Source organism: Neisseria sp. WLZKY-1, assembly GCF_046546535.1.
Taxonomy (GTDB): Bacteria; Pseudomonadota; Gammaproteobacteria; order Burkholderiales; family Neisseriaceae; genus Neisseria.
Window position 1 is genome coordinate 92,119 of the sequence record NZ_JBKGTW010000001.1, and the last position, 22,762, is coordinate 114,880.

The 22,762-nt window shown below is 48.0% G+C and carries 17 protein-coding genes; 6 read left to right on the forward strand and 11 right to left on the reverse strand.

The features are described from left to right. The 6 genes from ACLD9W_RS00615 (at position 1) to ACLD9W_RS00640 (ending at position 9,328) form a co-directional block, all read left to right on the forward strand. Positions 1 to 1,719 (forward strand): bifunctional biotin--[acetyl-CoA-carboxylase] ligase/type III pantothenate kinase, encoded by a 1,719-nt coding sequence (locus ACLD9W_RS00615; protein ID WP_410840208.1) that lies wholly within the window; start codon positions 1 to 3, stop codon positions 1,717 to 1,719. Continuing rightward, positions 1,716 to 2,618: a hypothetical protein gene (locus ACLD9W_RS00620; RefSeq protein WP_410840209.1), complete on the forward strand. Its 903-nt coding sequence runs from the start codon at positions 1,716 to 1,718 to the stop codon at positions 2,616 to 2,618. Before ACLD9W_RS00615 ends, ACLD9W_RS00620 begins: the two co-directional genes overlap by 4 nt. A gap of 394 nt (positions 2,619 to 3,012) precedes the next feature. Continuing rightward, a complete protein-coding gene (porB, locus tag ACLD9W_RS00625; protein WP_410840210.1) occupies positions 3,013 to 4,131 on the forward strand; it encodes a trimeric porin PorB in 1,119 nt (372 codons plus the stop codon). 280 nt (positions 4,132 to 4,411) lie between these two features. Further along, positions 4,412 to 7,198, forward strand: coding sequence for an isoleucine--tRNA ligase (gene ileS / locus ACLD9W_RS00630; protein ID WP_410840211.1), 2,787 nt, complete (start codon positions 4,412 to 4,414; stop codon positions 7,196 to 7,198). Between the two features lie 243 nt (positions 7,199 to 7,441). After that, positions 7,442 to 8,026 (forward strand): DUF924 family protein, encoded by a 585-nt coding sequence (locus ACLD9W_RS00635; protein ID WP_410840212.1) that lies wholly within the window; start codon positions 7,442 to 7,444, stop codon positions 8,024 to 8,026. A 108-nt stretch (positions 8,027 to 8,134) separates the two neighbouring features. Continuing rightward, complete coding sequence (locus ACLD9W_RS00640) at positions 8,135 to 9,328, forward strand: aromatic amino acid transaminase (protein ID WP_410840213.1); 1,194 nt, start codon at positions 8,135 to 8,137, stop codon at positions 9,326 to 9,328. 74 nt (positions 9,329 to 9,402) lie between these two features. Here the strand turns inward: ACLD9W_RS00640 and ACLD9W_RS00645 are convergent, their stop codons facing one another. The 11 genes from ACLD9W_RS00645 to hisG form a co-directional block, all read right to left on the reverse strand. After that, a complete protein-coding gene (locus tag ACLD9W_RS00645) occupies positions 9,403 to 10,053 on the reverse strand; it encodes an ABC transporter ATP-binding protein (RefSeq protein ID WP_410840214.1) in 651 nt (216 codons plus the stop codon). Continuing rightward, positions 10,050 to 10,847 carry an ABC transporter permease gene (locus ACLD9W_RS00650; RefSeq protein ID WP_410840215.1) on the reverse strand — a complete coding sequence of 266 codons (798 nt, stop codon included), beginning with the start codon at positions 10,845 to 10,847 and terminating at the stop codon, positions 10,050 to 10,052. The genes ACLD9W_RS00645 and ACLD9W_RS00650 overlap by 4 nt, the downstream gene beginning before the upstream one ends. Continuing rightward, a complete protein-coding gene (locus ACLD9W_RS00655; RefSeq protein ID WP_410840216.1) occupies positions 10,847 to 12,031 on the reverse strand; it encodes a capsule biosynthesis protein in 1,185 nt (394 codons plus the stop codon). The genes ACLD9W_RS00650 and ACLD9W_RS00655 overlap by 1 nt, the downstream gene beginning before the upstream one ends. A 20-nt stretch (positions 12,032 to 12,051) precedes the next feature. Next, the gene (locus ACLD9W_RS00660; RefSeq protein WP_410840217.1) at positions 12,052 to 13,206 is read right to left on the reverse strand and encodes a polysaccharide biosynthesis/export family protein; all 1,155 of its coding nucleotides are present in this window, start codon (positions 13,204 to 13,206) and stop codon (positions 12,052 to 12,054) included. Between the two features lie 156 nt (positions 13,207 to 13,362). Beyond that, positions 13,363 to 14,607 carry an accessory Sec system protein Asp2 gene (locus tag ACLD9W_RS00665; RefSeq protein WP_410840218.1) on the reverse strand — a complete coding sequence of 415 codons (1,245 nt, stop codon included), beginning with the start codon at positions 14,605 to 14,607 and terminating at the stop codon, positions 13,363 to 13,365. A gap of 12 nt (positions 14,608 to 14,619) precedes the next feature. After that, on the reverse strand, positions 14,620 to 17,313 hold the full coding sequence (locus tag ACLD9W_RS00670; protein WP_410840219.1) for a CDP-glycerol:glycerophosphate glycerophosphotransferase: 2,694 nt from the start codon (positions 17,311 to 17,313) through the stop codon (positions 14,620 to 14,622). Between the two features lie 9 nt (positions 17,314 to 17,322). After that, the gene (locus tag ACLD9W_RS00675; protein ID WP_410840220.1) at positions 17,323 to 18,432 is read right to left on the reverse strand and encodes a stealth family protein; all 1,110 of its coding nucleotides are present in this window, start codon (positions 18,430 to 18,432) and stop codon (positions 17,323 to 17,325) included. Between the two features lie 35 nt (positions 18,433 to 18,467). Continuing rightward, entirely contained in the window at positions 18,468 to 20,519 is a 2,052-nt protein-coding gene (locus ACLD9W_RS00680) for a capsular polysaccharide biosynthesis protein (RefSeq protein WP_410840221.1), read from the reverse strand. Between the two features lie 125 nt (positions 20,520 to 20,644). Continuing rightward, complete coding sequence (gene rfbC / locus ACLD9W_RS00685; protein ID WP_410840222.1) at positions 20,645 to 21,184, reverse strand: dTDP-4-dehydrorhamnose 3,5-epimerase; 540 nt, start codon at positions 21,182 to 21,184, stop codon at positions 20,645 to 20,647. A gap of 87 nt (positions 21,185 to 21,271) precedes the next feature. Further along, positions 21,272 to 22,000 carry a hypothetical protein gene (locus tag ACLD9W_RS00690; protein ID WP_410840223.1) on the reverse strand — a complete coding sequence of 243 codons (729 nt, stop codon included), beginning with the start codon at positions 21,998 to 22,000 and terminating at the stop codon, positions 21,272 to 21,274. A 108-nt stretch (positions 22,001 to 22,108) separates the two neighbouring features. Then, on the reverse strand, positions 22,109 to 22,756 hold the full coding sequence (gene hisG, locus ACLD9W_RS00695) for an ATP phosphoribosyltransferase (RefSeq protein WP_410840224.1): 648 nt from the start codon (positions 22,754 to 22,756) through the stop codon (positions 22,109 to 22,111). Positions 22,757 to 22,762 lie beyond the last annotated feature (6 nt).

Genomic DNA, 22,762 nt, shown 5'->3' on the forward strand with positions numbered 1-22,762 from the left:
ATGCAGGAGGCGCATTGGCGGCTGTTGGCCGCGCTTTCAGACGGCCTGCCGCAACATGTCTCCCAACTGGCGCGGCAAGTCGGCGAGAAGCCGCAGCAGCTCAACGGCCTGTGGCTGAAAATGCCCGGCCATATCCGCGGCCTGCTGCGCCAGCACGACGGCTATTGGCGCCTTATCCGACCGCTGGCGGTTTTTTCTGCGCAGAGCCTTGCCGCCGCCGCGCCCGGGTTTTCCGTCGAACTGCTGCACAGCCATCCGTCGAGCAACGATGTCATACTTGCGCAGGCCAAACAGAATATCGCCTCCGTCCACCGCCGCCTCTGTCTGGTGCACGAACAAACGCACGGGCGCGGCAGGCAGGGGCGCAACTGGCACAGCCGCATCGGCGAATGCCTGACATTCAGCTTCGGTTGGGTGTTCGATATGCCGCAGGCGCAGCTGGGCGCCTTGTCCTTGGTGGTGGGGCTGGCCTGCCGCAACGCACTTGCCAAGCTGAATGTCGCCGCGCAGGTTAAATGGCCGAACGATTTGGTGGCGGGAGACGGCAAGCTCGGCGGCATTCTGATTGAAACCGTCCGCGCCGAAGGCAAAACGGCTGCCGTTATCGGCATCGGTTTGAATTTCGTCCTGCCCAAAGAGGTGGAGCACGCCGCCTCGGTTCAGGCCGTCTGTAAAACCGCGCCGCCTGCCGCAGACACATTGTTGCAAGCACTAACAAAAGAGCTGGCCGATGTGCTGCCGTGTTTTGCCGAACACGGCTTTGCCCCCTTTCTTGCCAACTATTCGCAAGCCAACCGCGACCACGGGCAATACGTCCGCCTGCTGCTCGACGGACAGGCGCTGGAAGAGGGCATCGTGGCAGGGGTGACCGAACAGGGGGCGCTGCGCCTGCAAACGGCAGAGGGCGAAAAACAGATTGTCTGCGGTGAAATCAGCCTGCGCCGCCATCCCGTACGTTTGGAAAACGCTCCGCGCCGTTATTTGTTGCTCGACGGCGGCAACAGCCGTCTGAAATGGGCGTGGCTGGAAAACGGCAGGCTCGGCGCCGTATCAAACGCGCCCTACCGCGATTTGAACCCGCTGGGCGACGCTTGGCGGCAGGAAGGCAGCGGAGATGCCGTTATCGTCGGCAGCGCCGTATGCGGTGCGGAAAAGAAAAAACTGGTGGAAGCGCAGCTGGGCAGGCCGGTAAGCTGGCTGTCCTCAATGGCGCAGGCGCTCGGCATCCGCAACCACTACCGCAATCCTGCGGAACACGGTGTCGACCGCTGGTTCAACACCCTCGGCAGCCGTATGTTCAGCACCAATGCCTGCGTGGTTGTCAGCTGCGGAACAGCCGTTACCATCGACGCCCTCACCGACGACAACCACTATCTCGGCGGCAGCATCATGCCCGGTTTCCATCTGATGAAAGAAGCGATGGCACAGAAAACCGCCAACCTCAACCGCCCCATCGGCCGCGCATATCCCTTTCCCACCACCACCCCCAACGCGCTGGCGGGCGGCATGATGGATGCCGTATGCGGCGCCATCATATTGATGCACGGCCGTTTGAAAGAAAAAGTGGGGCGGGAAAAACCTGTCGACATCGTTATCACGGGAGGCGGAGCGGCCAGAGTGGCGCAAGCCATGCCGCAGGCCTTCGCCTCGGAAAACAATATCAAAGTCGTGGACAACCTCGTTATCTACGGACTGTCAAGCTGGGTAGGACAAGAATGAAATGGCTGTTTTTTGCGCTCGTTGCGCTTAACCTCATCGTATTCGGCGGCACAACACTCCATAAAATCGCCGCTGAACAGGAAGCCGAAATGATCGCGCGGCGTAAAGCGGCGGGCGAGAAACTGGCGCAGACCTCGGCTTCGCTGGCCGAGCCTATGGTCAAACCAAAAGGCGGCATAAGGCCGTCTGAAAGCCCCGCATCCGCTCCCGCTTCGGGCGACTGGCTGCACGACAACGGCGGCGCACAAGACGTATTCATCGAACCCACCGATACGGAAGAAGACGTTGCCAAACGCATTTCCGAGCGCGAAAGATGGCAGGAAGAAAACAAACGCCGCCTTGCTAGGGAAGAAGCCGATCGCCGTAACCGGCAAAACAGAGGGTTTGCCGACAGCGGCGGTTCATACGGCGGCGAACAGTCCGCACCGTCGGCGGCAGGCGGCAGACAATGCACGGCCACAGCCAACGTCACCATGCCCGAAGACGATTACCACCGCATCAAAGGCCTGCTGGCAAAATGGCCGCACGCTGCCAACCGGACCGTCGAACGCCGCGAAGCGCCGAAAAGCAAAACCACCTATGCCGTGTGGACGCCGATACAGATTGACGCAGGCAGCCAAATGCAGGCATTGCAGGAAAAAGGCTTTAATACCGTTCTGATGGAAGGTGGAATCAGCGTCGGCATCCGCGCCGACCGTGCGCAGGCGCAGGCGCTGCTGTCCCGTTTGCAGGGCGCGGGTTTCAGCGGGCAGCTGCGTGAAATCAATTCCGCAGGCTCGGGCGGGCAGAGCGTGGCAAAAATGCAGGTGACGTTTATGACCGTCAACGATGCCGATGCAAAAGCCATCCAAAACATCGTCGGCAGCTATGGCAGACTAAGCCGCAACAAATGCCGCTGACCGTGCCGCCTTGAGCGAAAGGCCGTCTGAAATACCCAGCCTTTATAAAATAAAGGACGTGGTTTCAGACGGCCTTTTGAACGGAGTTTTCTGACTGCCTGCGGTTAAAGCGTACCAAGGCAACAAATCGGCAAAACGCCTACGGTTGAGCCGACTGAAAGCTGATAAACAGATAACAAAATGAAATTTCAGCAATAAATTAAAATCTGTTGGATAAATCCCACACTTTTTTGCCGCATCCGTCTGACAAAAGGGCAATAAAGTTTGTTTTTTTACAGCGGAGCATTTATATTAGCAGTCATGTAATCACCCGATTCGGGTGGTCGACGCAACAGCTTAATCGGAGTCATCCGGTTCTGCCTGATTTTCTTAAACATAGAAAAGGAATACAGCAATGAAAAAAACTCTGATTGCTCTGTCTTTGGCCGCTTTGTCTTCTGCTGCAATGGCAGACGTGACTTTGTACGGTACTATCAAAGCCGGTGTTGAGACTGCACGTGTAAAACAAACTACTAAGGGTCAAACAACATCCAAAGGTCATACTAAAACCCAGATTCAAGACTTCGGTTCCCGTATCGGCTTCAAAGGTCATGAAAACTTGGGTAACGGCCTGAATGCAATTTGGAAAGTTGAATCTAAAACTTCCGTAGCAGGCAATAATGCAGGCTGGGGTAACCGCCAAGCTTACATCGGTTTGGAAACTACTGCCGGTACTATCCGCGCCGGTAAAATCCCGACTCAACTGGACGATATGGACAAAGTTGATGCATGGGAATACTCCAACAATGCTTTGGGTTTGGGTATGTTGACCCGTACCGGTCAGAAAATTGTTTCCGTCCGTTACGACAGCCCCGTATTTGCAGGTTTCAGTGCAAACGTACAGTTCAGTCCGCGTGACAATGCTGTAAATACTGTTCGCGGTGTTCGTAACCCGACTTCCGGTCGTGATGATAATGCAAAAGACAATGCAGCTTACTATGCTGGTTTGAACTATGAAAATGCTGGTTTCTTTGCTCAGTATGGTTTCGGTTACAAAAAATCTGCTTATGTAACTGCTAATGGTAAAAGCAAATCCGGCCAGGCTCACCGTGTTGAAGCTGGCTACGATGCCAATAATCTGTTTGTCGGTGCTGCTTACCAATATACCAACGGCTGGGATAGCCTAAAGAGCTATAAAGCTGCATTGGCAAGCAATGAAAAGTACGATGCTAATGAAGCTAGTTCCGATAAAACTGTTGGTTTGAAAACTCATGAAGTTGCCGTAACTGGTGCATACACTATGGGTAACGTTACTCCGCGCGTTTCCTATGCTCACGGCTTCAAAGCTAAAGGCAAAGGTCTCTCTAAAGATGACAAAGCACATACTCAGTACAACCAAGTTGTTTTAGGTGCTGACTACGACTTCTCCAAACGCACTACTGCTTTCGCACAAGCTGGTTGGTTGCGTGCTGGTAAAAAAGACAACAAAACCGAAACAACTGCTGGTTTGGTTGGACTGCGTCACAAGTTCTAATCTGATGATTGGATGAAATTGAAGAGCCTGCGAAAGCAGGCTCTTTTATTGTCAAGGCTGTCTGAAAGCATGTGACCTCAGTAAATCGATTTTCAGACGGCCTGCCCATATATATACGGCAGCTACCTTACCACAGACGGATAAAGAATAAAAAGTGGCCGTTTCCTGACCTTATAATCGCCTTCTGTTTCCGCTACAATGCGAACATTCTTTTTCAGACGGCCTTTTAACCATAAAAGGCCGTGTCCTAATCCGACTCAATACAAAACCGGAATAAAACATGACCGATTACCGCAAAACCGTTAATTTATTGGATACGCCGTTTCCCATGCGCGGCGATTTGGCCAAGCGCGAACCCGCATGGCTGAAAAGTTGGTACGAACAGAAGCGCTATCAGAAGCTGCGCCAAATTAGCGCAGGCCGTCCTAAATTTATTCTTCACGACGGCCCTCCTTATGCCAACGGCGATATTCATATCGGTCATGCCGTCAATAAAATCTTGAAAGACATTATTTTGCGCAGCAAAACGCTGGCTGGGTTTGATGCTCCTTATGTGCCGGGTTGGGACTGTCACGGTCTGCCGATTGAAGTGATGGTGGAAAAACTGCACGGGCGCGATATGCCCAAAGCCAAGTTTCGCGAGCTTTGCCGCTCTTATGCAGCCGAACAGATCGCACGCCAGAAAAAGGACTTTATCCGTTTGGGTGTGCTTGGCGATTGGGATAATCCTTATCTGACTATGGATTACCAAACAGAAGCCGATACAGTGCGCACTTTGGGCGAAATCTACAAAGCAGGTTATCTCTATCGTGGCGCAAAGCCCGTCCAATTCTGCTTGGATTGCGGCTCGTCGCTGGCCGAGGCCGAGGTCGAATACAAAGACAAAATTTCCCCGGCCATCGATGTGGCGTATTTGTTCAAAGACAATGCGGCACTGGCGGCTGCTTTCGGCTTGGACCAAATCGAGGGTGAAACCTTTGCCGTGATTTGGACAACCACTCCGTGGACGCTTCCTGCCAGCCAGGCTGTTTCCGCAGGCGTCGATATTGTTTACCAACTGATTGATACGCCGAAAGGTAAAATCGTTTTGGCCAAAGACTTGGCACAAGAAGCTTTGGTGCGCTACGGTTTTTCAGACGGCCTCACAGTGCTGGCCGAAACCACGGGCGGGAAGCTCGAAAACCTGCATCTGAACCATCCGTTTTTAGAACGGGATATCCTGATGCTCAATGGTGACCATGTCACCACCGAGGCCGGTACCGGTTTGGTACATACCGCGCCCGCCCACGGCTTGGAAGACTATTTTGTCTGCCTCAAATACGGCATCGAAATGATTAATCCCATCAATGCCCAAGGGCGCTATATCGCGGGTACGCCGCGTGTGGAAGGCATGAGCGTATGGGAAGCCAACCCTGTGATTGTCGAATGGTTGCAGGAAAACGGCCGCCTGCTTGCCGACAGCAAAATCGAACACAGCTACGCCCACTGCTGGCGGCACAAAACCCCGCTGATCTACCGTGCTACCGGACAATGGTTTATCGGCATGGACAAAAACGGAGCAGACGGCAAAACCCTGCGCAACAAGGCATTGCAGGCGGTGGACGACACCGAGTTTTTTCCTGCTTGGGGCAGGGCGCGTTTGCAGGCCATGATTGAAGGCCGCCCCGATTGGGTGGTTTCCCGCCAGCGTTTTTGGGGTACGCCGATGACGTTCTTTGTGCACAAAGAAACGGGCGAACTGCATCCCGATTCTGCCGCGTTGCTCGAAGCTGTTGCTAAGCGCATCGAAGAAAAAGGCATCGAAGCATGGTTTGCCTTGGAAAAAAGCGAGCTGCTCAGTCCGGAAGACTGCGAGCAGTATGAAAAACTGGCCGACACCATGGATGTATGGTTTGATTCGGGTTCCACTCATTATTCTGTTTTGAAGCAGCGCGAAGAGCTGGCTTGGCCTGCCGATCTGTATCTCGAAGGCAGCGACCAGCACCGGGGTTGGTTCCAGTCTTCCATGCTGACAGGCTGCGCAACCTTGGGGCGGGCACCTTACAAGCAGCTTTTGACCCACGGTTTCGTTGTCGATCAAAACGGCAGAAAAATGTCGAAATCCTTGGGCAACGTCGTTGCGCCGCAAGAAGTGTATAACGAATTTGGTGCCGATATTCTGCGCCTGTGGGCTGCAGCCACCGATTACAGCGGCGAGCTGGCGATTTCCAAAGAAATCCTGAAACGGGTGACCGAAAGCTACCGCCGCCTGCGCAATACCCTGCGTTTTCTGTTGGCCAATCTGAGCGACTTCAACCCGATTGAAGATGCCGTGCCGCAGGCCGATATGGTGGAAATCGACCGCTATGCGCTGGTGCTGGCGCGCAAATTGCAGGAAAAACTGGCCGGCGATTACTATCCGCGCTATGCCTTCCACTTTGCCGTGCAAGACATCGTAGCTTTCTGTTCGGAAGATTTGGGCGCATTCTACCTCGATATTCTGAAAGACCGCCTCTATACGACCAAAGCGGGCAGCCATGCCCGCCGCAGCGCGCAAACCGCGCTTTACCATATCACCCGCAGCCTTGTTCTGCTGATTTCACCGATTTTGTGTTTCACGGCCGAAGAGGCGTGGGACATCATCGGCGGCGGCGAGGAAGACAGCGTGCTGTTCCACACTTGGCACGATTTCCCGCAAATGCCCGTCGCCAGCGAAGCAGAGTTGGTGAAAAAATGGCAGGCAGTCCGCGAAGCACGCAATGCGGTTACTGCCGCCATCGAGCCGCTGCGCGTCGACAAATCGGTAGGCTCTTCCTTGCAGGTTGAAGTGTCGCTGACCGCACCGGAGAAATTGGCCGCCGCGCTTGAAGCTTTAGGCGAAGAATTGCGTTTTGCCCTGCTGGTTTCTCGTACCGACGTTCAAACGGGCGCAGAGCTGGCTGTGGACGTTCGCGTGAGCGGCGGAGAGAAATGCGAACGCTGCTGGCACTATACTGCTGATGTTGGAACGGTTGCCGGACATGAAACCATCTGCGCCCGCTGCGCCGACAATATCGACGGACAAGGCGAAGCGCGCCGCTATGTCTGACGGTTTGGCAGTATTCTGATACACGGAGGCCGTCTGAAAGCCCGAAAGGGTTTCAGACGGCCTTTAAGTTTGTAAGTAAAGGCATAAAAACCATCATATTGTGCAAAAAATATGCGTTAGTCAAAAAAAACGACCGTTTGTTTTTAAAAATAACCGATAAAACCAAAAGTAATAGTTGTTATGGCGGCTGTAATACAATCGTCCCCTTTTCTACGCAACCACTCACTTTCGAAGGAAGCATAAATGCAGCTGATGTATATGACTCCGCAGGAAATTCTGGATTTCTGGTTTGATAAAGATACGCGCCGCCATTGGTTTACGGAAAGCCAGTATCTGGATTTGAAAATCCGGACGACCTACGAGCGGATTTTCCGTGATGCTGTGAACTGCGAATTATCCGATTGGCGCGATACCATTCAGGGACGTTTGGCCGAAATCATTATTTTGGATCAGTTTTCCCGCGCTATCTTTCGCGGCAAACCCCATGCTTATACGCAGGATCGCATGGCGCTACTGTTGGCGCAGGAAGCGGTCCGCCATCAGTCTTTTCCGTTTATGGAAGCGCGTCAGCGCCAATTCATCCTGATGCCTTTTCTGCATAGTGAAAACCGCAATATCCATACCACTGCAATGGGGCTGTTCCAACGTTTCGGCACGCGCAAAAGCGTATTGTTGGAACAGCAGCGCAAATCGGTTATCGACCGTTTCGGCCGCTACCCGCACCGCAATAAGATATTGAAACGGCAGACTACGCCGGAAGAAGCCGCGTTCCTCAAACTCTATCCGAGCGGCTTCGAACCGAGTGAAGACGATGACGACGACGAATAAACAATAATATCGGCTGTATAGAGGCCGTCTGAAAAGCCTGATGCTTTCAGACGGCCTCTCTACGTGTACAATTTCCGTTTCATTCCAACCGTTTTTAGGAGAAACACCATGTTCCGACACATCGAATTTTATCCCGGCGATCCGATTTTGAGTTTGGTGGAAACCTTTAATGCCGACCGGCGCGAGGGAAAGGTTAATCTAGGCATCGGTATCTATTTTGACGGAGAAGGCCGTCTGCCCGTGCTGCCTTCAGTGCGTTCGGCCGAAGTGGAGCGGGCGGCGGAGGCTCATCCGCGCTCTTATTTGCCGATGGAAGGTTTGGCGCAATACCGCAACGCAGTGCAAAAACTGGTTTTCGGGACGGAAAACCCGCTGTTGCGCGAGGGCAGGGTGGTGACGGTTCAGACTTTGGGCGGTTCTGGCGCGCTGAAAATAGGCGCGGATTTCTTGCACCGCTGGTTTCCTGGTGCGAAAGTCTATGTCAGCGATCCGACATGGGAGAACCATAAAAGCATTTTCTCGGGGGCAGGATTCGAAGTCGGCGCTTATCCGTATTACAACGCGGCCGACGGCAGCCTGCGCTTTGACGATATGCTGGCTTTTTTTGCCACATTGCCCGCCCGCAGTGTGTTGGTGTTGCATCCGTGCTGCCATAACCCGACCGGTGTCGATTTGAGCCGCAGCCAATGGGACGAATTGCTGGAAGTGCTTGCGGAACGTAGCCTGATTCCGTTTATGGACATGGCTTATCAGGGATTCGGTAATGATTTCGACAATGATGCCTATGCCGTGCGCCGTGCGGCACAAATCGGATTGCCCTTGTTTGTTGCTAATTCGTTTTCCAAAAATCTGTCGCTTTATGGCGAGCGCATCGGCGGACTGAGTGTGGTTTGCCCGAGTGAGGGAGAAGCGGCTTTGGTGTTCGGCCAACTTAAAGCCTGCGTGCGCCGTATTTATTCCAGCCCGCCAGCACATGGCGCGTTTGTGGCTGCTGCGGTGTTGGATACGCCGCAGCGGATGGCGCAGTGGCAGGACGAAGTGGCGCAGATGCGCGGCAGAATCCGCACGATGCGGCAGTGTCTGCATGCTTTGCTGCAAGAGCGGCGGCCGCAGGGAAATTTCGATTATTTGTTGAAGCAGCGCGGGATGTTCGGTTATACGGGATTTTCTGCGGAGCAGGTTTTGCGGCTGCGTGAAGAATTTGCCGTTTATCTGGTGGATTCGGGGCGGATGTGTGTGGCAGGGCTTAATGAGAAAAATGTCTCGCGCGTTGCCGATGCGTTTGCCGCCGTGTCAGAGTAGCGTTAGAAGGCAAAAGGCCGTCTGAAAACCTTATTGTGCGTTTTCAGACGGCCTTTTAATGTGTGAAAGGTATTTTAATTCATTGAGTTGTAATAAGCGTAGGCTTTATCCATGTTCTCAAAGCGGTGCATATGGCCGCTTTCAAGCACCATGGCGTTGTCACAATATTGCCTGATGGCATTGTCGCTGTGGGAGACAAGGATAATCGAACGGTCTTTGCGTTTTTCAAACAGCTCGTGTTTGCATTTGTTGGTGAAACGCGAGTCGCCGACGGCGATGACTTCGTCGATCAGGTAGCAGTCGAATTCCACGGCCAAAGACAGGGCGAAAGCCAAACGCGCTTTCATACCCGAGGAGTAGCGTTTGACGGGCTCGTAAAGATAGCGGCCGAGTTCCGAAAATTCTTCCGTAAACTGTTTGACATAGTCGATATCGACATCATAGATGCGGCAGATGAAGCGCAGGTTGTCCATCCCCGTCAGGCTGCCCTGAAAGGCACCTGAAAAAGCCAGCGGCCAAGAAATGCTCATCGTGCGTCGGATTTCTCCTTCGGTTGGCGGTTCTGCGCCGCTAATCAGGCGGATAAGCGTGGATTTTCCGGCTCCGTTGCGCCCGAGAATGCCGATTTTTTCACCTTTTTGCAGTGAAAAATTGATGTCGTTTAAAACGGTACGTTTGCCTTGGCGGGTTTGGTATTGTTTGTAAACGTGTTCTACCGAGATCATTGCGGTTCCACCCCTTTGCTGAATTGGGCAACCATGGCTAGGCCGAGGAGCAGCAAGACTAGGTCGCATAAGATGATAAACCACGGGTTTTCATAGGTGACCGAATTGCCGCCGAAATAACCTGCGCGGAACATTTCCGTGCCGTGCACCATCGGAATCATCAGTACATAATGTTGTATTTGCTGGGGCAGGTTATGTACAAAAAAGAATGCGCCCGAAATCGGCATCATCACAAAGCTGAGACTGTTCCACACTTTGCTGAACGGCTCGAAGCGAAACGCAACCGAGCAGATGACCAAGCCCAAGCCGATGGCAAATACGGACATTAGCAGCCAGGCCAGCAGCATGTAAAAAATATCGGCGGGCGGCTCTATCCATTGCACGGCAATCAATACGCCCATAATCAGGATTTGGGCGATGGTTGCGCCCGCAATTTCCAAAAACATCCGGGCTAGAATGGTGTCCAATACGCGGACATTGCGGTGGTAGAGCAGGCTGGCATTGGCGCTGATCGAACCGATGGCGCGGCCGGAAGCATTGCGCCACATCATCATCATCGGATAACCGGTAATGACGAATGCGATGATGTTCAAGGCAGAAACATTGCTTGCCCTGAAGAATTTCCACATCAGAACAATAACCAATGTGAACAGCAGAGGTTCGACAAACAGCCATAAGAAACCGATATTGTTGCGTCCGTAGCGCGTGATGATTTCGCGCATCAGAAGGGCGCCGATTACCCGTTTTTGAATCGCCAAGGATTCGCGAAACGAAGTTTTATGCAGCTCTTTCATCAGTTTTTATGCTCGCGTATGCTGGCCGACAGCAGGCTGGCGATGCCATAGATAATCAAGCCGATAATGAAAGTGGCAACGATGTTGTACAGCCGGGCGGGCTTTTGCGCCAGATCGGGTTTGCTGGGTTGGGAAATGACTTCAAGATAAAGCTGCTGCCGGTCGGCTTCCGCTTTAGCGTTTTCCAATGAAGTAATGGCTGCTGCCAATTGTTTTTCAGCCAGCTCGTTTTCCAGATAGATGCGCTGGTATTCCGACGCCTGACTGCTTAAAGAATGGTCTCCTCCTCCCGAAATGGCACGCAGCTGCCGGGCAATTTCTTGGCGCAGGCTTTTTTCCCGGGCGGTCAGACCGGAAATTTGCGGGTTTTCCGGGGTAATTGCTTTAACCTGATCCAGCTGGGTTTGGATGACAATCAGCTCGTCTTGCAATTTTGATACCAAACCGAGTTGCACATCAGATTGCGCTTTTAAATCGAAGATACCGTTTTTAATTCTGAATCTGGTCAGTTGCGATGAAGCCTCTTTCACCTGTTTTTCTGCAGATGCTACGACTTCTTCCGCATAACGGATGGTGTCTTTTCTAGCGCGTTCGTTCAGTTGATTAATGAGTGCTTCCCCCTGTTTGAGCAAAGCTTCATTGATTTTCTTTGACTCTTCGGCATCAAACGAGGTGACATTCAGGTTTGAGATCCCCGAAACCGAATCAAAATGAATGCCGATTTTCTCTCTGTAATACTGATAAAACGCCTCGTTTTCTCCTGTTAATCCAAACGCATTGTAGCGGCTGAAGATATCTCCTTTTGTTTCGTAGAATTGACGCACCGGCATTTTTTTCATTAGTGCATCGAGCGATGAGCGCGATTGCATATATTCCTGCACGGTATAGATGTCGTCTTGCGAACGTGAGAATCCCGAATTTTGCAGAATCGCCCCCAAACCGCTTAATGAAGCCTGATTTTTAGGCGAGCGTACAACGAAACTGGATTGGGAGATAAATTGTTCCGAAGCAATCAATCCGAAATATATCACCGAGCAGATGGTGGGTACGGCTACGGTTACCAAAAAAAGCGGACTGATTTTTTTCAGAATGTTTTTTTGCTTCTTTTTTTTGGGAGAAACCGGCTTCTCTGCCGATGTCGGTTTCTCCTCAGAGGTAGAAGGATTGGCAATTTGATCAGACATAATCTAAAAAGCTTTCGTGGTTACTTGGTCAGATTATTGATGCTGTTTGCACCGCTAACCACAGGAGAAAAGACAAACGACAGGAATTTTTGAACTTCTGCCAAAGGTGCGTTAGAGACATAAACCACATCTTTGTTTTTTATAGGAAAACGCTGCATCCAAAACAGAGAGTTGGCATCGGCCAGATTCAAACGGTAAACGACAGGAATTTCCGCCGTATGACCGTAACCTTGAGCAATCCATTTGGGCTGCTTTTCAGACGGCAATTCGGACAGGGGAGCATAACGGAAAACAAACACACCGCGCGCGTCGGCACGTCCGTCCTGCAAACCACCCATACGGCCTACAGCTTCGGCTAACGACAAACCTTTCACGGAAAAACCGATTTGCTGGGTTCGCCCGACAGCGCCCATCGATGTGAAACTGCTGGGGTTGGTAATCATAGTGACAATGTCACCGCGGCGAAGCAGGATGTTTTGTCTTGGATCGGCTACCAAATCCTCTAACGCAACTGTTTTGACCTGATTGCCCCGCGTCAGCTGAACATTGGTGTCTTGCACATTGGCAGTCGATCCGCCAACGGCCGCTACTGCATCTAACACCCGTTCTCCTGCCGTAGTCAGAGGCATGCGGACGCTGTTGCCAGCACGGATAACGGAAACGGTTGCAGCATTGTTCTGTACTATTCGGACGATAACTTGCGGCTGGTTCGCCATTTTTTTCAGACGGCCTCTAATAGCATCCTGCACCTGTGCCGGTGTTTTTCCGACAACCGAAACATCGCCGATAAAGGGAACAGAAACCATCCCCTTGCTACTCACCATCTGATCAGGCAATTTGGCCTGCTGCGCATTACCCGAGCCTACTGAAGATAGGGAGCCCCCGAATAATAAGGCAGGGGGAGCTTCCCAAATGGTAATGTCCAGTGTGTCGCCGGTATGGATAATGCCTCCTGATGCTACGCCACTATTAAACTGAGTGAAAGACTGACCGTTTTGGTTTTGATAGAGAGATTGAGCAATGGTGTTGTCCACGTCTATTAATTCAACGGAGGGCATCAAAACTTTATTGTTTTGGTATCTGAGCGCGGCAATCTTGCTGGTTTTCGGACCAGAGGAAGGAATAAAGGAGCAAGCAGAAAGCGTTAAAAGAAGTAGATATGCTATTTTTTTCATATTCTTTTGAAGGCTGTAGCCTTAGAAAAATATATAACTCACTTAATATGCTATATAAATATAAATAGCAAAATCAAGAAGAAGCTTAGTTAAAAATATGGAATAATAAAATAATACTATTAAATATAGTTTATAGTTACAGTATTCTTTCAATTTTTAGGATACAGTTAAATGAAGTATATTATTTTCAATACCTAGCTGATAGCGTCCAATAACATCAGATTCGACTATATTTCGTTTATCTTCTAGATTTCTAGTTATAGTGATGCCATTTGCCAATTTTATTTCTAATGAAATTTGATATTTTCCTTTTGCTATATTGGAGATATCAATACCATTATACTGATATGTAGTAAACCATGCTTTATCATAAATAACTAGGGATTTTCCATCGAAAAATTCTTTAGTTAGATTAGGGCGGTGTGCTTTTGCAAGATTAAATTGTAAATAAGATTTATTATTTTTTAAGTGGAGTAGATAATCGACTTCTGAATATTCTGCGATATTATATCCACGTAATAAAGCAACTCCTTCAATAAATAGTCGATTATCAGCAATTTTTGCCATACGCATATCAATTACAGGTTCTCCACTAGGAGTATGATTAGCGAAAAGGGGTTTACTGAAAAACTCGACTTTCCCTTGATTATATCTAGGAATAGCATTATTGGCTAATGCATAATATATACTTAACAGCAAAGCAACATGATGTCCTGTTACTTGATTATGCCCACGGACAAAAAGTGAATATGTTTTTAGTAAGTTGAAATTACTATATTTTAAAAAATCATTAAGAAAAGGAGCAATTTCAGTAGGATACTGAATATCAGTTTCAGAAGTTAGCAGATAAATATTGCGATCTAATTTTGTGTCTGACCGAAGTAGTTTAATAATTAGATTATTTAAATATTGTATATTTACGCTAGTATATGACTTACCCATCATATGTTCAGCCACATGCTTCCAGTCATTATCAATATAGTTTCCAATATAGATTTGTGGTACAGTACAGATAATGTTTCTAATACCCAGTTTTAACCCATAGTAAAGTGCGGCACTCCCTCCTTTGGAAAACCCAGTAACTGTAACTTGATCTTTCTCCATTCCCAGTTCTTTCATTTTAATATGGATAAATTCTATTACAGCATCTTCTATTTTGAAATCCATATTAATACACAGGTAGTAAGTGTACATTTCTTCAAAATCATCCCCAATCCAAAAAATGTCACAAGGACAATCTTGTAAAGCATTAGTAAAATCATAATTTCCAGGATTATGATTTAAAAATCCTGAAAATACAAAAATAGTATGATGAAAATCATATTTTGATGGTTTATGATAATATTTAATTGTTACGCCGTTAGATGCTTTGTAACTCTGCTCGATTTTATTTATGCTCATTTCTATATTATCTCAATGGTCTAGAATAGGGAGTTGTAAATATAATTCTTTTACTCTATTTGTAAGTTTTCTACTTGTTGCTGATTCAATATCTTCCAGTATGTATTTTTTATTTATTTCTATACTAGGTTTGAAGCAGTTAAGAATTTCTTTGTATATTCGTTCACAATTTTTTCCATCCCTATAAACAAATGTGTTTTCAATTATTTCCCTATATTTTTTAGGAAATCGTCCCTGCTGGTTCAATATCATTGATATATTTCTAAGCAGTTCTGTTTCATTATATGCGATCATTCCAAAACCGTGATCTTCATATCTAAAATATCCTTCCTTTGAAGTATGATTATTTTTAAATTCTTCAATATCAAACTGATAATAAAGTGTACCCTTGTTCAGGAAGGCCATATCAAAGGTAATTGATGAGTAATCTGTAATTAAAAATGCTGCTTCTGCCAAAGCATCCTGAATAGAGAATCCTTGTTTTTCCTGGGGAAGGTTAATATATCCAGGCAGATTAAATAAGTGAAGATATTCTGATATATTTGGATGGGGTATAAAACTTATTGTATATTTATATTTATTTGCAATATCTTTAAGTTTTTTGCTATGTAAGAGACTGTACCAGTGTTTAAAGTATAGAGTACCTTCAAAATCATTATTAAATTCTCTATTCGTACTACCCTCTTTAAAATTCCCAACTATATTATTACGCCAGGTAGGCATAATTAGTATATTTTTAGTTTTCTTTTTAGTTTTCTTTTGTTTTTTTAATAAATAGTCATGTCTTGCTAAACCTGTAAGTTTTACTTCGTAAGTATATTTGTATGGTGAATCAATGCTACTAATATAATTAAACTCATTAATAGTGGAGGTAATAAATAAACTAATTTTTGGAACATGATTTAACCATTCAGATAAATTATGCATTATAACACCATGTTGTAAGAAGACAAATTTTTTCGTTTTTAATGTATCACTACCTGAATAGCACATCAGGTATCTATCTGCATTAGAGCTCAAAACTACTGATGACGCGGCTAATATTTCTTCAAATAAGACGCTTCCAAAGGGGATTAGGTTAAATCCTTCAGTATTTAGTCTATCCCAATCCTTTGAGTTTCTATTTAAGGCAAAGTATATAATTTGGTTTGGATGATTATCCTTCATGTATCTATAGAAATGTTCGGCGTTATCATCTGCGACAGTATCACGGTCTAAGAAGAGCCAAGGAGCATCAATCTCTCTATTTGGTTCAAAATTAATATTTTGTATAGGTATAGTGTCAAGATATTCTTTCTTTGCATGGCTAATTTTTACCGGGAGATTAGATTTGATTGTTAAGCGGGTGTCAGAAGGATCTACAGGAAGACATACATGATATTCAGTTAGAAGAATATTCTCCAAAAATTTCGCATGTATTATTTTTTTAAACCGTGGACTTACAGATCGGCCATTTATATAGAAATCAATAAAAAAATTATTGGAGGTGTAAAGATGCAGGTGAATTAATTTTCTTTCTATATCAAAATTATCTATATATGCCATGGTGAAATTTGGATATTCGTTTTTTAATGCTAGCATACAATATTTGAAGTAGAATGAACATCCATGCAAATGGAAACTCATAATTGTATTTTTTTCAATGAATTTAAAACATTCCTTAAATAAGGAAAAAAATTCCTCTTTCTGTTGATTAGATAAAAATGATAAATCATTTTTATTATTAACGAATCTTTTTAAATATTGGATTGCAAAAAATAAAAAGGTAAATTGTATATTTTTAGGAATTATGTGGCTGTTATTCTCCTTAAGATAATCATTAAACATTTGTAAATAACCATATTTAAAAACATCTATATATTTTTCCGTTTTTTTCCATTGGTTATTTGTTGTTGAGCTATTATCCTGTCGAACCCTATAAAAATAATGAGAATCAGATGAAAAGTATATGTATTTGTCTTGGGATTTTAGAAGATATTCTGAAACAAACTTTCCATCTTCAAAGCATGGCTTAATTTTTGGATTAAATTTTATATTGTTTTCTTGAATTCTTTTAAGTTCAAAAAAGGCAGTGCAAACAGATAATTGTATTTGATTACTAAGTTCTTTAATATTAATTTTCTTATTTTTACTGTTAAAACAATAAGAAAGTGGAGTCGTATTATAAAATGCTTTCTTTTCTTTCTCTTTGTATACAGCCATAGAAACCGATAGTATAGAAATATCAGGATTGTCTAAAAGTATTTTTTTTGCATTATAAAAATAGTTCGTGCTAACAAAATCGTCAGGATCAATAAATGTAACCCATTTAGTATTTGCATATTGCATACCTAAATTTCTAGCAGAAGCCTGACCATTATTTTTTTGGTAATAGTATTGTATGTTATGCGGGTATTTTTTTTGCCATTCTAAAATAATATTTTTTGAATTATCTATAGAACCATCATCAATACAAATTATATATATATTTTTCTTAAAATCTAAATGCTGTTTTACTAGGCTTGAAAAAAAATCATTAAGGTACTTTTCTGTATTGTACACAGCAGTTATTACAGTAAATTTATCAGGTTGATTATTTATTGAATTATGGAAATAGTTAAAATTTCTTATTGCACCTAATCTTTTTATATAAAAATCTTTAAAAAATAATTTTGGATTATTTTTAAGTTTTTTTGCTTTTTTAATTAAACTATTAAATTTTTTCATGCTAGCCACTTAAATAGAGTAGTAAGTTTTTAAAAAGTTATTTAGAAATAACGAGTAATCTTTAATTGCTCCATAACTATTGAAATCGTTAGCGCAAAATGAATGAGGTTGCTGCCCAATTATTTTCCTTTCTATGAGTTTTTGGTACTGTGCTGTGGCGTTGTATGAGCGGATATTGAAGTAATAACAAATTTCCCGAGCAGGAACAGATTTCCCTTCAAGATACATCAGCCAGGGTACAAAGAATGTAGCGAGATTCAAATCTTGGTTAGAGCGTAGCTTGTTGGGTAGGAAGGCCTCAATATCTACTTGATACCATTGCCATGCTTTCTCGTAAATACTTTTTTTTAATGGCACATAAGTATGAACCAGAGGTGCATCTATGTTTATATTGTAATGTCTCTTCAACAATCTGATACCGTTAAATGAGGCTGCTAAAGTGGGGGTGTCAGTTCCCTTTTCCTGCATTTTCCGCAGGCTTTTAGTAGCAATAAAGATTGAGGCAATATTGTTGTTGCGGAAGAAATGCTGTCTTTGCAATGGTCTTGCAACAAAAACATCATCATTAAAATAGATGAAATTTTCACTTAAGTCGGGAATACGGTGCAAATGTGCTTCAATTATATGTGAATTAAAGGTAGGTAGGTAGGACCTGTCAATAATTTCTGTATGATCAATGATGTGGACATTGTGGTATCTGGCATTAAGCCATTCCGGCGTTTGATTGTCGGTAATAATATAGATGTTACGTATCCAAGGCAGGTATTTAAGGACACTGTGAACAGAATAATATAATTCGTTGTGGTTCGCAAATCGAGCAGGATCTCCAGCGTAGCGCCCTTGCTTATACGGACGACTCTCTTGTGAGGCTGTCTGAAATTTCTCCTGCCAAACAGGGTCGTGATTATTCACCCATGTAAACACTGCATCAATGGGAGTGTCGGAAACTGCTGTTTGTGCGTCTTGCTTTTGAAGAAGCTCGTCATGACGAATCAAGGTATATTCATCATTTTCCGGGATAGTAACTTCGTTATTAATGATTGGATATTTTTTGTTGAGGTAATCACGAAAAAACATGCCTGGATTTTTTATCAGTTTTTTAATTTTTTTCAAATGCATTGGAATTTTATTATAAATATTTAAAAAATAATATGTTATTTTAAAGACAGATAAAACTGTCTGATTTTTTCTTTTTGTTTGTCTGTGATACTTCGGCGAATAATGGCAGCATTGTTGCATTTATTTTTTTGTTGTTTAAGTATGTTTAATGCAGTTTCGACATTAATCATGCAGCGAGCTTCCGGGTGCACATATTCAGGATAATAAACCAGCGTCCCCGTTATCAACTGCCATAGTTCCAACTTGCGGCTGCGTCGGGGGATAGGCAGGGTGTCTTCGGTCAGCCCCCAACCGGCATAGAAGGGCAGGCCGTAGCAGCAGACTTTTTTGCCGCGCAGCAGGGCTTCAAAGCCGGTGAGTGAGGTTATGGTGTGCACTTCGTCGGCGTGTTGCAGGCAGGTGAGGATGTCGGCCTCGGGGGCAGTTTGGTCGGCGTAGCGGGCGGCATCTTCGGCGGAGATGTGGCCGGTGCGGTTGCCGCTGACGACGTCGGGGTGCGGTTTGTAAACGATAAAGGCATCCGGGTTGCGTTCGCGTACGGTTTTGAGCAGGTCGAGGTTGCGGCAGATTTGCGGCGAGCCGTAGCGGATGGAGGCGTCGTCTTCGACTTGGCCGGGCACAAGGATAACGGTTTTATCGGTTTTTGGCACGCTGAAATTTGTGTTGCCGACGTTGTATTTGCTGATTTTGTTTTCTGTGAGTACTTGTTGCAGCAGAGAGGCCGTCTGAAAATCCTGTTCGTCGAAGACTTGGTTTTGCAGGATGTGTTCGAGGCGCGACAGGGTTTGCGGGTTGAAATAGATGCCCATGTCGTCGATAACGAGAGACAGCGGCGGCACGAGGTTGGAGCCGAGGCCGACGGAGCGGATGAAGCCGTCTTCCATACGCAGCAGCGGGATATTGTGTTCGCGGGCGAAACGGATGATTTCGTCTTTGCCGTTGCCCCATGCCAGCAGACGGGCGTCGGCGGGTAGGGGTTTGCCTGCCAGTTTTTTCACAGATTTGACGAATTTCAGACGGCATGAGGGTACGTTGAAAAACGGTTTGACCACGGCGCGTTTCCACAGCGACATGCCCACGCAGTATAAGCTGCCGCGCAGTTTTTCGTTGGTTCGGCGGACGGTGGCGAGGTAGTCGATGACATTAGACAGGTTGCCGGTTTCGCCGGTGTTGGGGTTGATGTGGCGGCTGTATTGCAGGTAGGCGGCGGCAAAGAGCTGCGGCAGGGTTCTCGGTGCGCGGCGCTGTTGTTCTGCCAGAGTTGCGGCATCGGGATGGCGGTCGTCGCTGATGCCCCATCCTGCATACCATGGCAGGCCGAAGGTGACGGTCGGTTTGCCGCAGAGCAGGGCTTCGAAGCCCATCTGCGAGGTGACGCAGTAGACTTTATCAACGGCTTGCAGCAGGGAGACGGGATTGATGTCTTCTGCCAGCAGGCGGACGCGTTCGTGTTGCGCCAAGCCGGTCAGATAACCTTGTTTTTTGCCGCTTAATACATCGGGATGGGTTTTGATCCAGATTTGCGCCTGCGGGTTTTCCGCCAAGGCCGTCTGAAACATGCGCTCGAATGCCGCTTCGTCGGCTCCACCGTATTGCACAGCCATGTCGCCGAAGGTTTGGTCGACCAAGAGCACGTTTTCCCGCTCCCGCATTTCGGACAGAAGGCCGTCTGAAAGGTCGGGAGCATGATTGTATTTGGACAGGCGGTGTTTCAGAATCAGACCGATGGCGCGTTCCGCTTCTGCCATTGTTTCCGGCGGCATGGTGTCGGCGGCCAGAATCAGTTGTTCCAAACGGGAAGGGCGGCTTGTGTCGTAGTAGATGCCGATGTCGTCGAATACGAGGGAAAACGGCGGCCATCCTTCGACGCCGAGTCCGAGCGAGCGCAAAAAGCCGTCTTCCAGCGCGATGAAGGGCAGACTGTGTCTGTCGGCAAACGCGCGTGCTTTGCGGGTGGTCGGACGCAGCCCCCAGCCGATAACGGCCTGCGCGCCTGCCGCTTTGTTCCGGATGTGGAATTCGGGCAGGAATGCGGCCAGGTTGGGAATGCTGCGTATGCCGCGCGACGGGATGTAGGCGTTTTTCATGATTCGGTGTCGGAGTTTGGTTCGGATGTTGCCGCCGTCGTTTTTTCAGACGGCCTTTTGTTTGAGGCCGTCTGAAAGCGAAGTTAAAGTCTCGGTGCGCTTCTGGCGGCCTTTTTTGTGCGTGTTTAAAACGTTGCCGCTTCAGACAGCGGTTTGCCAGCGAGGTCTTTGGCCGACAGCTTCGGTTCGCCTTGCAGAGGCCATTCGATGCCGACGGCGGGGTCGTTCCAAATCAGCGAGTGTTCGGCCTGTGGGTTGTAATAGTCGGTGCATTTATAGACGAACTCGGCTTCGTCGCTCAAAACATAAAAGCCGTGGGCGAAGCCTTCGGGCACCCAAAGCTGGCGTTTGTTGTCGGCGGAGAGGGTTTCGCCTGCCCATTGTCCGAAAGTCGGCGAGCTGCGGCGCATATCGACGGCTACGTCGAACACTTCGCCCGACACCACGCGCACGAGTTTGCCTTGTGTGTTTTCGGTTTGGTAATGCAGGCCGCGCAATACGCCTTTGCCTGATTTGGAATGGTTTTCCTGTACGAAAGTGCGTTCGCACACGTTGGCCTTAAACCATTCGTCGCGGAATGTTTCCATAAAAAAGCCGCGTGCATCGCCGAAAACCTGCGGCTCTAAAAGTTTCACGTCGGGGAGGGCGGTGTCGATGATTTTCATGATGCGGTGTGTGTCGGTTTGAGGCCGTCTGAAAAGGCTGCGGTGTTTTAACTCCGTTGCAGCCCCGCTTTCAGACGGCCTGTTGCGTTACAGATAGCTGATGTTTTCGGCTGCGTCGATTTTTAGGTATCCCTGCTGTTGCAGATCGGCAAGCAGGGCGGCGGCATCGGCGGCGTGCTGCTGTTCGAGCAGAGCGAGCAGGGCGGCTTTCTTTTTCGGACGGTTTTTCCTGATGAGCAGGACGATATGGGCGGGTACTGCGGAAGTGTCTGCGGCGGGTTCGGGATGTTGCGGTGGCGGCAGCAGAACGGCCGTGGCGGCGGCATGCACTTGCACGGCGGCTTCGGCGATGATGTCGTTTTCGTTTTCCTGCTCGGTATTGCCTGCTTGGAGGCCGTCTGAAATGTTTTCAGACGGCCTGTTGCCTGCGGACAGGAAGCAGCGCGCTTTTTTGCCCAGTTTGCCGCCGCAGAAAATGCGGGCGTCGGGGTGGCGCTGTTGCAGTTTGCCGAGTTTCAGGCGCAGTTTGCGGCGGGGGCTGATAACGGCGATTTCGGCTTTAGGGTCGGCCGCGAGGATTTTCTCCGCTTCGGCCAGAATGGCGGCTCGGACGGCGGATTTGCGCAGCACCAGCAGGCGGAATCTGCCGCTGCCGCTTTGGTTTTTTTTGCCGTCTGCTTTTTTGCGGATGCGCAGCAGGCTGCGGAAGGGTGTGGCCGATTTTTTGTCGGCAAACAGGCGGACACGGTGTGTGCCGAAGGGAATGTATTTTTTGCCGGAATCGGTTTTGACGGTGTCGATCAGCAGGTGTGCCATATTGTTTTCTCCTTTGTTTTGGGGTGGTAGGCCATCAGGCTTGCAGCGGTGTTTTTTGGTGAAAACCGCTTGGCAGGCCGAATGTCACACGCCGGGCGGAATCTATGTTCAGTTTGCGGCGGCTGAGAAAGCGTCGATAACCGCCTGTAAGCGGCGGTGTTTCAGTTTCAGCGCGGCTTTGTTGACGACAAGACGGCTGGAAATGTCGCAGATGTGTTCGACGGCTTCAAGGCGGTTGGCTTTCAGGGTGTTGCCGGTGGAAACGAGATCGACGATGGCGTCGGACAGGCCGACCAGCGGGGCGAGTTCCATCGAGCCGTAGAGTTTAATGATGTCCACATGCACGCCTTTGCCTGCGAAATGTTCCGCGGCGATGCGGGGGTATTTGGTGGCGATGCGCAGGCGGCTGCCGGGCTGCGAGGCGGCGGCGTAGTCGAAACCCTGCGGCACGGCCACCATCATGCGGCATTTGGCAATCTGCAAGTCCAGCGGCTGGTAAAGTCCTTCGCCGCCGTGTTCGATGAGGACGTCGCGTCCCGCGATGCCGAAATCGGCCGCGCCGTAGCGCACATAGGTCGGCACGTCGGAGGCGCGGACGATAACCAGGCGGATGTCTGGATCGTTGGTGGCGATAACCAGTTTGCGCGATTTTTCGGGGTCTTCGGCGGGGGAGATGCCTGCTGCCGCCAGCAGCGGCAGGGTTTCTTCGAAGATGCGGCCTTTGGATAGCGCGATGGTGAGGCTGTTGTCCGGCATGGGGTT